The organism is Leptospira wolbachii serovar Codice str. CDC, from assembly GCF_000332515.2.
Classification (GTDB): Bacteria; Spirochaetota; Leptospiria; order Leptospirales; family Leptospiraceae; genus Leptospira_A; species Leptospira_A wolbachii.
The window spans coordinates 1-13,605 of the sequence record NZ_AOGZ02000018.1; the positions used below are offsets into that span (position 1 = coordinate 1).

The 13,605-nt window shown below is 35.5% G+C and carries 16 protein-coding genes and 1 pseudogene; all 17 read left to right on the plus strand.

Features of this window, described 5'->3' with window-relative positions; all coding sequences use genetic code 11:
- Positions 1-300: pseudogene (locus LEP1GSC195_RS19895) on the plus strand (IS91 family transposase); the annotation flags it as partial.
- A gap of 1,670 nt (positions 301-1,970) precedes the next feature.
- Complete coding sequence (locus LEP1GSC195_RS20110; RefSeq protein WP_232227862.1) at positions 1,971-2,525, plus strand: DUF1062 domain-containing protein; 555 nt, start codon at positions 1,971-1,973, stop codon at positions 2,523-2,525.
- Complete coding sequence (locus tag LEP1GSC195_RS20115) at positions 2,503-2,838, plus strand: hypothetical protein (RefSeq protein WP_015683069.1); 336 nt, start codon at positions 2,503-2,505, stop codon at positions 2,836-2,838. Before LEP1GSC195_RS20110 ends, LEP1GSC195_RS20115 begins: the two co-directional genes overlap by 23 nt.
- A gap of 205 nt (positions 2,839-3,043) precedes the next feature.
- Complete coding sequence (locus tag LEP1GSC195_RS18725; RefSeq protein ID WP_015683074.1) at positions 3,044-3,685, plus strand: hypothetical protein; 642 nt, start codon at positions 3,044-3,046, stop codon at positions 3,683-3,685.
- A gap of 214 nt (positions 3,686-3,899) precedes the next feature.
- The gene (locus tag LEP1GSC195_RS18730; RefSeq protein WP_015683075.1) at positions 3,900-4,583 is read left to right on the plus strand and encodes a hypothetical protein; all 684 of its coding nucleotides are present in this window, start codon (positions 3,900-3,902) and stop codon (positions 4,581-4,583) included.
- A 574-nt stretch (positions 4,584-5,157) separates the two neighbouring features.
- A complete protein-coding gene (locus LEP1GSC195_RS18735) occupies positions 5,158-5,667 on the plus strand; it encodes a hypothetical protein (RefSeq protein WP_015683081.1) in 510 nt (169 codons plus the stop codon).
- Positions 5,668-6,045: 378 nt separating this feature from the next.
- The gene (locus LEP1GSC195_RS18740) at positions 6,046-6,543 is read left to right on the plus strand and encodes a helix-turn-helix domain-containing protein (RefSeq protein ID WP_232227863.1); all 498 of its coding nucleotides are present in this window, start codon (positions 6,046-6,048) and stop codon (positions 6,541-6,543) included.
- Positions 6,476-7,252 (plus strand): integrase core domain-containing protein, encoded by a 777-nt coding sequence (locus tag LEP1GSC195_RS19645; protein WP_084597437.1) that lies wholly within the window; start codon positions 6,476-6,478, stop codon positions 7,250-7,252. The genes LEP1GSC195_RS18740 and LEP1GSC195_RS19645 overlap by 68 nt, the downstream gene beginning before the upstream one ends.
- Positions 7,253-7,384: 132 nt before the next feature.
- Positions 7,385-7,678: a BrnT family toxin gene (locus LEP1GSC195_RS18750; protein ID WP_015683072.1), complete on the plus strand. Its 294-nt coding sequence runs from the start codon at positions 7,385-7,387 to the stop codon at positions 7,676-7,678.
- Positions 7,668-7,970, plus strand: a complete 303-nt coding sequence (locus LEP1GSC195_RS18755; RefSeq protein WP_015683080.1) for an antitoxin — start codon at positions 7,668-7,670, stop codon at positions 7,968-7,970. Before LEP1GSC195_RS18750 ends, LEP1GSC195_RS18755 begins: the two co-directional genes overlap by 11 nt.
- A gap of 238 nt (positions 7,971-8,208) precedes the next feature.
- The gene (locus LEP1GSC195_RS18760) at positions 8,209-9,306 is read left to right on the plus strand and encodes a hypothetical protein (protein ID WP_015683077.1); all 1,098 of its coding nucleotides are present in this window, start codon (positions 8,209-8,211) and stop codon (positions 9,304-9,306) included.
- Positions 9,307-9,508: 202 nt separating this feature from the next.
- Positions 9,509-10,426 (plus strand): hypothetical protein, encoded by a 918-nt coding sequence (locus tag LEP1GSC195_RS18765; protein ID WP_015683073.1) that lies wholly within the window; start codon positions 9,509-9,511, stop codon positions 10,424-10,426.
- Positions 10,427-11,335: 909 nt separating this feature from the next.
- Complete coding sequence (locus tag LEP1GSC195_RS18770) at positions 11,336-11,932, plus strand: hypothetical protein (RefSeq protein WP_015683076.1); 597 nt, start codon at positions 11,336-11,338, stop codon at positions 11,930-11,932.
- Between the two features lie 19 nt (positions 11,933-11,951).
- Positions 11,952-12,200 (plus strand): hypothetical protein, encoded by a 249-nt coding sequence (locus LEP1GSC195_RS18775; RefSeq protein WP_015683068.1) that lies wholly within the window; start codon positions 11,952-11,954, stop codon positions 12,198-12,200.
- A 40-nt stretch (positions 12,201-12,240) separates the two neighbouring features.
- A complete protein-coding gene (locus LEP1GSC195_RS18780) occupies positions 12,241-12,525 on the plus strand; it encodes a type II toxin-antitoxin system RelE/ParE family toxin (RefSeq protein ID WP_015683078.1) in 285 nt (94 codons plus the stop codon).
- A 296-nt stretch (positions 12,526-12,821) separates the two neighbouring features.
- A complete protein-coding gene (locus LEP1GSC195_RS18785) occupies positions 12,822-13,052 on the plus strand; it encodes a UPF0175 family protein (protein ID WP_020777289.1) in 231 nt (76 codons plus the stop codon).
- The gene (locus LEP1GSC195_RS18790) at positions 13,045-13,503 is read left to right on the plus strand and encodes a DUF3368 domain-containing protein (protein WP_015683066.1); all 459 of its coding nucleotides are present in this window, start codon (positions 13,045-13,047) and stop codon (positions 13,501-13,503) included. The genes LEP1GSC195_RS18785 and LEP1GSC195_RS18790 overlap by 8 nt, the downstream gene beginning before the upstream one ends.
- The last annotated feature ends 102 nt before the right edge of the window (positions 13,504-13,605 follow it).

The window sequence follows — 13,605 nt, forward strand, 5'->3', positions numbered from 1 at the left end:
ATCATTCCACAAAACATTAAATCTATTCGTTATTCCGGTTTCTACAGCTCCGCTAGTAGATCTAAGTATGAAATAGTAAATCAACTCTTCGAAGTACTTAGTAAAGAAGAAACAGAATCAAAATTCAATGATGATTCGATTCTCGATGAGAATCTTAAATTCCACAAATCTTGTCCTTTCTGTTACCAAAAAATGATTCTGTTAGAAGAAGTTGACGAATTCAAAGTTCCAGATATTGTTTACATCAAATTTGGAAAGGATCCACCTATAGAAGAACTATTCACAAGACTTGTTGCTTAACTTTGACTCAATTTTGGTCTATTAAATTCCTTAGTGAGAAATAACAAACAGCAAGTCAACTTTAGCCGAGGGCACTGCAGATAACAGCGCGGAAACGCTTCGCTTCGGCACAAGGCCTCGCTCGGCCTCCGGCACATTTCCCTTCTGGCACTCGCTTGCATACGCAAGCTACGTGGCCAGTCCCTAACGTCCCGTCCGGGACTCAGGGTCGGGAAACGTCGTCTCCGCTAGTTCGTTAATTGCAATTGGTTAAATCTCTTCAAAAAAAATCAGCGCGCAATTTTTCTTAAAGATTCAAAGAGATACAAATAACTTTTCTCTGAATTTTAACTTGCACTGGTTTGAACGTTTTGCGCGAGATTCAGGTGATTTAAAGAAAAAAATATGAGTGAAGAGATTTACTTCGCTCTAATTCATATTATTTTTATTCACGGTTCCCATGCTTCATGAATGATCGGTGCGCTTTAAAGAAAAACAAATATGAGCGAAAATTTGCGCGCTTGGGATAAGCCCACTTCGTATATCTAACAAATTCAATAAATAACCAACTGCAATTAACATCGCCTTACCGCTCGCTCAGGTCCTTAGCCACTTCGACTCAGATTTCTGTGGAAATCTGCTTCTCGTGTGGCCTTCGCTCGGCCTAAAGGCACATTTCGTGTTACGCTAACGCCTCATACTGAGGCTCAGCTACACGAAACGTCGGTAAGCCTCTATCGTTAATTGCAATAGGTTAAATCATACCAAAAAAACGCGCGAAAATTTTCTTTAAAGAGGGGTTGAGGAATTAATATATTACTGCCTTATAGTAGGGAAAACTCTTTTGAAGAATTCTTTTATTAAACTGTGCTTTGCTAAAGAATGATATTTTACCATTAATCGAAGAAAGATGACCTTTTAATTCACAAGTTCCAATCTGGATAATAAGAAAAGAAAGATTCGGATCGAAAATTTTCGCGCTTGATGAGATATCCCTTTCGACAATTATCTATTCCCGCAGAAACCTACTGCAATTAACATCGCCTTACCGCTCGCTCAGGTCCTTATCCACTTCGCCTCAGATTTCTGTGGAAATCTGCTTCTCGTGGGGCCCTCGCTCGGCCTAAAGGCACATTTCGTGTTACGCTAACGCCTCATACTGAGGCTCAGCTACACGAAACGTCGGTAAGCCTCTATCGTTAATTGCAATAGGTTAAATCATACAAAAAATGCGCACGAAAATTTTCTTTAGAAAGGGCTGAGGAATTAACATAAAGCTGCCTTTTAGTAGGGAAAATTCTTTTGAATCTTTTTTTAGTAAACTGTGCTTTGCTAAAGAATTATATTTTTCCATTAAACTAAGAATGAAGAGTTTTTTTATTCGCTAGTGCCTATGTAAATTTATAAGAAAAGAAAGATTCGGATCGAATATTTTCGCGCTTAATGAGATTGTCCTTTCGACAATTACATATTCCTGTAGAAACCTACTGCAATTAACAGCGCATTAACGCTTCGCTTCGGCACTCGCGGCCTCGCTTGGGCTACGCCACATTCCTCTCCGGCACGTTTTCTTGCCTCCGCAAAAATCGCGCCGACGCTAACGCCTGCCAATGCAGGCTCAGCTACGAGGAACGTCGTTAAGGCTAGTTCGTTATACGACATTCTTTAAAATAATTTTCACTAGAGGACAAATGAAAAATAAAGAAGAAGAAAATCAAAATTCAGAACCCTTAATATCATTAAATGAATTCTTAGAAAATCATCCACCGTCTCAGATAGTAACAGTAAACAACTTATACACTATTAACAAAGACAATTACGGAGAAATTCACTGGTATCTAAATAGACCAGAATTAAATCTGCACTGTTCTTCTGATAAGTGCAATGGTGTAAGGTTTTTTAGGAATACTGAAAGTCTTAAAATCGAATTGGATGTAAATAAAGAAAAATTAGTATTCCTTACTTATAAGTGTTCGAATTGCCAGACTAGCTCAAAAATATTTTCAGTAATAGTTTATCCTGAAAATGAAAAAATAGGAAAAATCTGCAAATTTGGAGAAATACCATTCTATGGTCCCCCAACTCCCTCAAAATTAATTAACCTAATAGGTCCAGATCGTGAAATTTTCTTGAAAGGTAGACAATGCGAAAATCAAAGCTTGGGGATCGGAGCATTCATCTACTATCGTAGAGTAGTTGAGAACCAAAAAAAACAGAATTCTAATGAAAATTTTAGATGTAATTAAAAAGATCAATGCGCCACAAGAAAAAATAAGAAAATTTGAAGATGCTTTGAACGAAACACAATTTACAAAAGCCATTGACTTAGTGAAACAAGATTTTCCTGAAATTCTATTAATCAATGGAAAGAATCCACTAAAACTATTGCATAGTGCTTTAAGCGAAGGTGTTCACAATTTATCTGACGAAGAGTGTCTCAAACTTGCTCAAAGTGTAAGAATCGTTCTTGCCGAATTATCCGATAGAATTTCTCTCGCATTGAAGGACGAACAAGAACTAGTAAGTGCTATATCAATACTTGAAAAGAAAAAAAGCTAGTAATTAAAGAACGTCGTATAACAGCGACTTAACGCTTCGCGTCGGGACTAGCCCTCGCTCGGTCTGCGACACATTCCCCTTCTGTCACTCGCCTGCATTCGCAAGCTGCGTGCCAGTCCCTAACGTCCCGTCCGGGACTCAGGGTCGGGAAACGTCGTTAAGCCTGGTTCGTTATGCGAAATAAAACAAAATAAATTTAAAATTAATGAATCCATTAAGTGTATTTGAAGCTATCGGACATTTCTTTTATTGGATTCTCTATCTCGTGAATCCGGATTTCAAAGAAGAACAAAAAATCAAAGAAATAGAAAGAAAGGAACACCTACAATTAGTTTCGAAAATTGAAAAGAGAAAAGCTCAAGAAAGTAATAAGAAAGAATTCGAAGAAAATCGTTTAACTAAAATTAACAACAATGAAGATTTGCTCAAAATTTGTTTAGATGATCCAGTTTTTTGTGATAATAACATAATTTTAAAAGAAAAAATTGAAGAGGAAATAAAAAATCCAGATCGTAGGAAAATATTTGAAGAAGAATGGAAAAATACATTCAAAAGTATTAACTATGGTTGTTATTGTAGAAATGAAACAAATTTATATATATATCCAAAATGTCCTATCGATGATATCTCACTCGATCAAGCTTGCAAGTTAAGACACGATTGTTTAAAATCGGAAAATAAAACATGGGTGGACTCAGATTCTTGCAAAACTGATTTCCTTTCTTTTCTCGAACGAATTCCATATTCGAATAAAACTAATCTTGAAACTTTTTCAAATGAAGATGTTTTTATATTTACTGCTAACAAATATAAAGCTCTACTAAAAATTAAGAATAAAATTAATTAAAAAAATGTTTTACTTCGCATAACAGCAACTAACCGCTTCGCTTCGGGACTTCGCCCTCGCTTGGGCTGCGCCACATAGGCTTCTGGCACTCCCCTTGCCTGCGCAAGTGTCGTGGCCAGTCCCTAACGTCCCGTTCGGGACTCAGGGCCAGCCTACGTCGGTTAGTCTAGTTCGTTATGCGCAATTTTTCAAAAAAATATTAAAAACGGAAAATATGAAAAAGAAAATTATATTAATACTAACATTGATCTATTCATGTAATTCATTGACTCTGATTTCACCAGGGATAACTTCTGAATATCGTTTAGGAAAAAACACTAGTATAAAATTTGAAGAATCGTCCTTTTATGGCACGAATATATATCAAATAAATGTATTTTATATTGAGAATGAAAACAGGAATATTATTTTCCAAGACCCAAACAACATTCTAGATTTAAAAATTAAAGAAAACTTTCAAAAAGATATTTCCGATTTAGATATTCTTCTTCTTGCAGAAGTCTGTTTTGAAAAAGAAAAATTTAAAAAAACACCATTAGATTTGATTCTTTACGATTTTGAACTCAATGGAAATAAATATTTAGATAAAATTGAATACATTTATCCTTATTCATATAGCATGAAAGGAAACAAATACACTTTAGAAAGACCTTTACTTATACACGATAACTATCCTAATCAAAATAAAATCATTAAAACTTCTGATGATTTCGTTACTTGTTCACGAACAATTCTGAAATTTAATAAAGGTTTTCAAAATGATGGAAGAAATAAAGTAAATATCATTACGCCAAGATATTCAAATATTTCCTTCGAATATCTTATTCAAAAAGGAAAATTTGTGATTCAAAATAATGAAGAATTTGAATTTAATGTAAAAGTCAAAAACAAACTATGAAAAACTGCGCATAACAGCGACTTAACGCTTCGCTTCGGGACTTACGCCCTCGCTCGGTCTGCGACACATAGGCTTCTGGCACTCCCCTTGCCTGCGCAAGTGTCGTGACCAGTCCCTAACGTCCCGTTGGGACTCAGGGTCAGCCTACGTCGTTAAGTCTAGTTCGTTAATTGCAATTAGTTGATCCAAAGAAAATAACGCGCAAATTTTTTTAAGATGCTTTTGTCGATGTAAGTTTTTTTATAAAAATTGACTTTTCTATACTTGTAAGTGCAGCTAAAAATTTACGCTTTTTAAGAATTAAGAGAAAAATTTGCGCTAGATTATACAAACCTTGCGAATTAAACTTTTTCCTATTATAACTAACTACAATTAACATCGCCTTACCGCTCGCTCAGGACCTAATCCACTCCGCCTCAGATTTCTGTGGAAATCTGGATCTCGTGGGGCCTTCGCTCGGCCTAAAGGCACATTTCGTGTTACGCTAACGCCTCCTACTGAGGCTCAGCTACACGAAACGTCGGTAAGCCTCTATCGTTATGCGTAATTTTCTAAATTGTAAACCAAGGAATAAATGAAAATATATAATGTTCTTCTAATAATATTCCTAACTTTCTATACTTTAAATTGTTTCTTTGGAGTTGGAAGGATTGCACATAAGGAATATGTAAAGCATAGTTTCGAGATTACAGATAAAAAGAATTCATTCGAATGGCCAAAAGACTTTCGGAATCCTCCCTCATACACAAAAGAAGATATTATCGATAAATGGGGTGAACCATCAAAAACAGGTATCTATAATAACTGCAACTACATTGCTTATCGTGACGGCTTTACCTGGAATATTATTGGTGCCGTAATATTCATTTTACCGGTACCTATTCTAATATTTCCGACTGGATTTGATGAAAAAAAAATATACTTTATTGATGGCAAAAGTTTTGTTTATAGTCAGAATTCACTTCAGGACACTCATTTCTTTGGTTATTTTTGCGGTGATAGAGACTGTAAGCTTCAGTTCGGAAAAACTTACCGCTATAGTGAAAATGAGGCTAAGCTTTTAAAATGCATAGGTCCGAAATGATTTGATTATCTATAGATGCTTCTTGGTATTCTTTAGATAAAAAAAAGATCCAAAAAAAACTGTTACAAAGAAAACTACGCATAACAGCAACTAACCGCTTCGCTTCGGGACTTCGCCCTCGCTCGGTCTGCGACACATAGGCTTCTGGCACTCCCCTTGCCTGCGCAAGTGTCGTGACCAGTCCCTAACGTCCCATTCGGGACTCAGGGCCAGCCTACGTCGGTTACACTAGTTCGTTATGCGACATTTCAAATTGTATGCCTCAGGACATGGGTAACACTTTTGTAGCAAGACATAGGTAACACTTTCAGGTTTCTAATCCCTTTAGATCACCTTTACAGGAGGGCTTTGGGGATGCCTTGGAAGGAGAATAATATCGTGGATTTAAGATTTCAATTTGTTCTGGATAGCTTCCAGAATGACGTCAATTTTACTCAGCTTTGTGCTCAGTATGGCATCTCTACTAAGTGTGGATACAAGTGGAAAGAAAGGTTCTTGAAGGAAGGGAGAGAAGGTCTTCTGGATAAGAAGAGAACTCCTAAGAACTCTCCCGCTAAGATTGCGGAAGAAACCATCTTAGAAATCATTAAGATCAAAAATAACAAGAAGTTCTGGGGTGCTAAGAAAATACTCGAACTCTATAAAACTAAATTCCCTGATAGAAAACCTCCTAACAGATCTACTGTTGAACGGATTCTTAAGAAGGCAGGCCTACTTGAGAAAAAAAAGAATAGAAGACCAATTAATTCAGGACAGCGCATCTCTATGCCCGAGAAAGCCACGCGTAGACTGAATCATATTTGGACCGTTGACTTCAAAAGGATGGTGGTATACTCCAGACAGGGAGAAAGTAAATCCTCTCACGGTCAGAGATGATTTCTCTAAATACATTCTCTCCATTAAGACCCTTTCCAAAGGCGACATTCCTTCAGTAAAAGCCGAATTCATTAGGTTATTTAAGATCTATGGATTACCAGAAATCATTCGCTCTGACAACGGTCCGCATTACGCGTCTATGCAGTCTCTTTGGGGGCTTACTAAACTCTCTGTTTGGTGGCTCTCTCTCGGTATCAAGCTCGATCGTATTCAACCAGGAAAACCTTACCAAAATGGCGCTCATGAAAGAATGCATAGAGACATGGCTCGCGAACTACAACACGAAATCGTCGGTAACATCACTCTCTTCCAAAAACTCTTCGACAAATGGAGAGTTGAATTCAATAGAGAAAGACCACACGAAGCCCTCAACATGAAAACTCCAGAACAAATCTATGTGAAATCTGAAAAACTTTTTGATCCGAATGCTGAACTTCTAATCGCCTATCCTTTTGGATTCAAGCAAAGACATGTTAACAATCGCGGTTACATCAATTACGATGGAAATCTCGTCATGATCGGAAATCCTTTTAACGGGTTTAATGTAGGAATTAAAAAAGATATCGATTCCGTTTCTATTTGGTTCGGAAATAATAAGTTAGGTTCTCTCGATCAAAATTTATTCTTGATTAATCCTGATTCCAATTCATACAAAGTTCATAAACCAAGAAAGGTTACCAAAAAGTATTACCCTTCTCCTGACGCATGAACGTTACCCATGTCTTGAAGTCATACCGAAAATTTAAACTAAAAAGATAGGCAAAACTTTTGAAAATATAATGAAAAGAGGTAGAACAAAAAGCCTTGACACAAGGCACACATTGTCATCAAATTTATCTGAGTGAAGAATTATCGTTGGGATATCGAGAAAGACGAAATCTTAAGAAAAGAGCGAGGAATTTCTTTTGAATTAGTCCTCTTTCAGATTGAAAATGGATTTCTTTTAGACATTATTAAACACCCAAATAAAGATAAGTATCCGAACCAATCGATTTTCATTATTGAAATTGAAAGTTATGCATACTTAATTCCTTTTATTGAAAATAAAGACGAAATTTTCCTCAAAACCATTATACCAAGTAGAAAAGCTACACGAAATTATCTTTTAAAGGAAGGCTATGACAATGAAATCTAAAATAGACAAAATACACAAAAAACTTCCGACGCTTTCAAAAGAAGAAAGTGATATTCTCACATCATACGAAGCTGGTGAATGGAAATCAATCGGACTTAATAACAAATTGATCAGCAGTTATCAGAAAGCTGCTTCTGCTACACTCGCAAAGAACAAGAGAATTAATATTAGGCTCAATCAATTAGATTTACAATCCATTCAAAAGAAAGCTTTTGAGGAAGGATTACCTTATCAAACCTTTATTTCTAGCTTAATTCACAAATTTGTTACCGGTAAATTAATAGAGAAATAAATTATCAACCTACGACTTCGTATAACAGCAACTAACCGCTTCGCTGCGGGACTTACGCCCTTGCTCGGTCTACGACACATTGTCCTCCGTCACGCTTCTTGCTCCGCAAGAACGCGCGCCGACGCCAACACCTACTTCGTAGGCTCGGCTACGGACAACGTCGTCTCCCCTAGTTCGTTATACGCTATTTTTCAAATATATTTATGAAAAAAGTATCATAGAATAAAAGTTTAAAAGAATGTATTATATAAAATTAGATCCGTTTACCATTTATGAAAAAATTGGAAAGACGGATAGCTTTGTGACAATTGATCTCGATCCCAGTTCAGAAGATTTCAAGAAATACAATAGTCCCCTTAGCGGAATATTACATTATACTCTAAATCAAAGAAAATACTTCGCAGGGGAAGATATAGCATTAGGAATAAAAGAAAATATTTCTTTTTTAAAACTAAATACATTAGATTTGAATTATAAACCAGAAATAAAAACATTACTAATTACAGAAGGACTATCAATCCAATCAATTATTCAAATTATACTAACACCGAACGACAATATCCAAAATGATATACCGAAAAATCATAAAAATAAAATAACTATACCAATAGAATTCGGAAACGATCCTCTAGAAATGGAAAAAATGACATTAATTCTATACAAAAAATATATAGAATCAGGTATAAAACTCTTAAAATCTGAAAAAGAAAAATTTGTAGGTATTTATATGGGTATGTTCGGAAACTTTCCTGAAACTATACTATCAAATATCGAATTACAAGAGGCAGAATTAGTTGAAAATTTTCAAATCCATCGCCATTATCTTAATACAAAACGGAAAAAAGGATTAATAACAGAAACTGAAGAATCTAAACTAAAAAAAAGTGAAGCCAAACATTTTTGGAAACAAATCCTATTGTTGGTCAAAGAACTAAAAAAATTAAATATCAGAAAAAAAGAAATTTCGGAAATAAGAGAAATCTTAAATATAATTCTACCAGCAATGTTTCTCATCGAAGACGACAGAATGGTTCAAGAAAGTCCTACAATCTATTGGAACAATGAATCATTTTTACATATAGTTTTAAGACATCTATATAATCATAAAATTAAAAAAGTTAATAAAAGTGAAATACCATATAAATTAGAGGATTTAGAAATATTGGTCCGAAGAATTGTAAGTGTTATTTACTTTGAATGGAAACATTTTAATCAAAAAAACCAAAATAAAAAATTTTCAAAATATGGAGCTGAAAGTGTTTACTATAATGGTAACTATTACGTTATACATATTGCTCCAGATGGCAGAATCGAGTCGCTATACAATACAGAATAAATAATGAAAAACAGCGTATAACAGCGCGGAAACGCTTCGCTTCGGCACAAGGCCTCGCTCGGCCTGCGGCACATTTCCCTTCTGGCACTCGCTTGCATACGCAAGCTACGTGGCCAGTCCCTAACGTCCCGTCGGGACTCAGGGTCGGGAAACGTCGTCTTCGCTATTTCGTTAGCCGCAACGATCAAAAATCAAATTCATAATGGAACATACTAAAATTACTTATATTCTTGGAGCTGGAGCCAGTTTCAATTGTATCCCCATAGTAAAGAATTTTTCTGAAAATATGGATAATATCGCCAATTTAATTAATAATTATATTAAGAGGATTGAGGGATTAGTCGATTATCCAAAACTAGAGATAAATCCAGAAACAAATAAAAATTATATACTTTTCGACTACCTTAAACAACTAAAGAATACCCTTGAAAGCCATGCATCTGTTGATACCTATGCTCGTATTTTATCTATTAGAGCAGAGTCAAATGATCTACGAAATTTAAAATTTGCACTTTCAATTTACTTAACTATCCTTCAATTACTTCGTAAAACAGACAACCGCTACGAGGTTTTTCTATCATCTGTGCTTGATGAAAAAAAAGGCGACATTTCGTTACCTAACAATGTAAACTTCATATCATGGAATTATGATATGCAACTAGAAAAATCAATTTCAGAAATACTTAACTATGGACATCATAATAGCCATTTAGAGATATTGAATGTCTTTCATTCGCCAGAGGAAAATTTAGATGATAAGAAACCATACTTAATTAAATTAAACGGAACAGCTTCATTCTTTTATCATTGGGGCAATAGATATGATTTATTAGAATATAATTTTGCAAAAAGTGATAGAAATGGAATCCTAGAACTGTTAAAATATTCAGAATCAATCTTTAATAATCCAAGAGTGCATGTCCCATTTGCCTTTGCATGGGAATCAGATAATAAGTTAGTATTAAAAAATAGAGAACTAGCTACAGAAATTCTTAAAGAAACAGAAATTCTGGTAATTATAGGATATTCCTTTCCTGTTTTCAACAGGAAAATTGATAGAAACTTACTCAAAGATTCTTTACGATTGAGTCTACGCGTATCTGCAAAATCCAGAAGCTAATGAAATTCAATTTCGATTGAAATCCTTATTAAGTAGAGAGATACCAATCGAGAATATATTCGATAAAAATCAATTTTATATTCCATTTGAACTTCTATAAAAGTAGATCGCAGCGGCTAACAGCGCGGAAACGCTTCGCTTCGGGACGAGCCCTCGCTCGGTCTGCGACACATTCCCCTTCTGGCACTCGCTTGCATACGCAAGCTACGTGGCCAGTCCCTAACGTCCCGTCGGGACTCAGGGTCGGGGAACGTCGTCTCCGCTATTTCGTTAATTGCAATTGGTTAAATCTCTTCAAAAAAAATCAGCGCGCAAATTTTCTTAAAGATTCAAAGAGATACAAATAGCGTTTCTCTGAATTATATCTTGGTCTGGTTTTAACGTTTTGTGCGAGATTCAGGTGATTTAAAGAAAAAAATATGAGTGAAGAGATTTACTTCGCTCTAATTCATATTATTTTTTTTTACGGTTCCCATGCTTCATGAATGATCGGCGCGCTATAAAGAAAAAAAAATATGAGCGAAAATTTGCGCGCTTGGGATTAGCACACTTCGTATTTCTAACAAATTCAATAGATAACCAACTGCAATTAACATCGCCTTACCGCTCGCTCAGGTCCTTTTCCACTTCGCCTCAGATTTCTGTGGAAATCTGGATCTCGTGGGGCCTTCGCTCGGCCTAAAGGCACATTTCGTGTTACGCTAACGCCTCCTTCAGAGGCTCAGCTACACGAAACGTCGGTAAGCCTCTATCGTTATACGAAATCGGTTAAACTCGAATTTTGATAAAAAAAATACTTTTTCTCTTAAATGAGAACCGATATAGTTGACATAAGTCTAATTTACCAGGGAAGGGAATGTGAATCATAGGATAATTTCTTATAGTTTTGTAGGTGCTTGGAAGAGCATTATGTCCCAAATTCCAATTCTGGATCGTAGGTTCTGTTTAGACCTATTTGGAGACCCCTATAATACCTCGGCAGGAACTAGTGAACAAGGTTTTATAATCACAAAGCACTCAGGAAGGTTGCCTTATCCTTCAGTTATCATCAACCCTCAAAGAATTCAAATAATTGGTCACGAAAGTTTCGAAGTTGCAGACTTATACGAAAAAGTGACAAATGAAATCGTCCGGGTAACTAATGGATCTTTGCCCCTGTTTTATTCAAACATAGGATTGAATACTGAGCATGAGTGGAATGATATTGGCGAAAACGGTGAAACATGGTTAACCGATAGATTTATTCAAAACGGACTTCGTCAAATCGACCGGCCATATATTACAAAGACATTGGACTTGCGTTTCGAAGTAATTATAGGTGATGATCAAAGATTTAATATTCAACTCCAACCAAGAAAAGGAGTATCCAATTCTCTTTACGCAGCCATAAATGATCACAGGATATGGACTTCAATAACAACACCTGATAAAAAAGTGGTTGAAGATCTTTTAGATGACTCAGTTCGAGAACTAAAACAAAAAGTTTTTAATATTTTTTTGACTTAAAAATTACAAGGTTAATAAAATGAATTCCACAACTATAAATCCATTAATTCCTAATTCAAATTTCGAACCAGAGAAAAGGTATGAAATTACTCACACAAATGAGGATCTCTTTACAGAAAGAGATTACAAACTAATCTTAAGAAATGTACTTTCAGTAATAACAAACACAAACGAAGACTCTGAAAAGGCATTTACTGCTGCTATTCTTAAAGCAACAATCAATATCAAAGCTGGTGAGTTTGATACTTATGAAGACTTATTCGATTAATGCCTGAAACACATGGAAACTTGTAAAAGTCGATTCAAAAATGTATGTAGCAAAGTTCGATAGAAATCAACCTGCAAAATTTATAAAAAAAGCTGACCCATACATTAAAAAAAATATCAAAGCAGAAATTGATCGACTAATTGAAAATCCAACAATCGCGGATGTGTTAGTTGGCGATTTAATAGGCTATTCTTCGCACCATTTCAAAATACATAAAACCGAATATCGAATTATCTTCTTTTTAGATGAAAATTTAAAAGAACTCCTAATCACGTATGTCGGACCAAGAGAGAATGCATACGATGTTATGAAAAATAGTATGTAGCTTAACCGACTTCGTATAACATCAACTTAACGCTTCGCATCGGGACAAGCCCTCGCTCGGTCTGTGACACATTCCCCTCTGGCACTCCTCTTGCCTCTGCAAGCGTCGTTCCAGTCCCTAACGTCCCTTCGGGACTCAGGGTCGGGGAACGTCGTTAAGTCTAGTTCGTTATACGAAATTGCTGCAAAACATTAGTTGGAACAAAAAAACCGATATTTTCAGAAAATTCATTCAAAATGATATGAAAATAGTTTGATTTTTACTTTCCTAGAACAAAAACTTAGATGTATCCGATCATGAAATCTCTAAGTTTTCAAATCCCAGACCAAATAGACCTAAATGAATATGATTTCAAAATGGCTATGGCTGTTAAATTATATGAGACTGGTAAAATATCCATTGGGCAAGCCGCTGATATCGTTAACCTATCAAAATCTTCTCTAATTGATGTGATGAAAAACTATGGGTCTTCTATTCTATTTGGATACTCTACCGATGATCTTAAAACTGATTTAGAGAATGCCTGACGTTATCTCTAACACAAGTTGCTTAATACTTCTTTCGAAAATCCAACAAATTGGTATTTTAAAAAACTTATATAATACAGTCATCATTACTGATACAGTTAAGACTGAATTTGGGGAAAATATTCCTGACTTTATAAAAATCAAAAATCCTACCCAAGAATTTTCTGTTAAGTCTCTTGAACAAATTTTAGATAGCGGAGAAGCAACAACCATTGCTTTGGCACTAGAATCAAAAAACTCTCTCGTAATATTGGATGACCTAAAGGCTAGAAAAATAGCAAAGAATCTTGGATTAAAAATAACCGGAACTCTCGGAATTTTAGCAAAAGCGAAAAAGTTAGGTATAATAAAAGATTTAGAGAAACTAATTGATGAACTTCAAAAAAAGGGAATCTGGATCTCCGAATCAGTCCTAAATGAATTTCGAAAAATAAACAATTCAAACTACTAAAAGCAGCAACTTCGTATAACAGCGACTAACCGCTTCACTTCGGGACTTGCGCCCTCGTTCGGTCTCCGACACATAGGCTTTTGTCACTCCTCTTGCTTACGC

Coding starts and splice junctions, on each gene's coding strand:
- LEP1GSC195_RS20110 (WP_232227862.1), top strand. CDS start 1,971: ATGAAAAATAAAGAAGAAGAAAATCAAAATTCAGAACCCTTAATATCA.
- LEP1GSC195_RS20115 (WP_015683069.1), top strand. CDS start 2,503: ATGAAAATTTTAGATGTAATTAAAAAGATCAATGCGCCACAAGAAAAA.
- LEP1GSC195_RS18725 (WP_015683074.1), top strand. CDS start 3,044: ATGAATCCATTAAGTGTATTTGAAGCTATCGGACATTTCTTTTATTGG.
- LEP1GSC195_RS18730 (WP_015683075.1), top strand. CDS start 3,900: ATGAAAAAGAAAATTATATTAATACTAACATTGATCTATTCATGTAAT.
- LEP1GSC195_RS18735 (WP_015683081.1), top strand. CDS start 5,158: ATGAAAATATATAATGTTCTTCTAATAATATTCCTAACTTTCTATACT.
- LEP1GSC195_RS18755 (WP_015683080.1), top strand. CDS start 7,668: ATGAAATCTAAAATAGACAAAATACACAAAAAACTTCCGACGCTTTCA.
- LEP1GSC195_RS18760 (WP_015683077.1), top strand. CDS start 8,209: ATGTATTATATAAAATTAGATCCGTTTACCATTTATGAAAAAATTGGA.
- LEP1GSC195_RS18765 (WP_015683073.1), top strand. CDS start 9,509: ATGGAACATACTAAAATTACTTATATTCTTGGAGCTGGAGCCAGTTTC.
- LEP1GSC195_RS18770 (WP_015683076.1), top strand. CDS start 11,336: ATGTCCCAAATTCCAATTCTGGATCGTAGGTTCTGTTTAGACCTATTT.
- LEP1GSC195_RS18775 (WP_015683068.1), top strand. CDS start 11,952: ATGAATTCCACAACTATAAATCCATTAATTCCTAATTCAAATTTCGAA.
- LEP1GSC195_RS18780 (WP_015683078.1), top strand. CDS start 12,241: ATGTATGTAGCAAAGTTCGATAGAAATCAACCTGCAAAATTTATAAAA.
- LEP1GSC195_RS18785 (WP_020777289.1), top strand. CDS start 12,822: ATGAAATCTCTAAGTTTTCAAATCCCAGACCAAATAGACCTAAATGAA.
- LEP1GSC195_RS18790 (WP_015683066.1), top strand. CDS start 13,045: ATGCCTGACGTTATCTCTAACACAAGTTGCTTAATACTTCTTTCGAAA.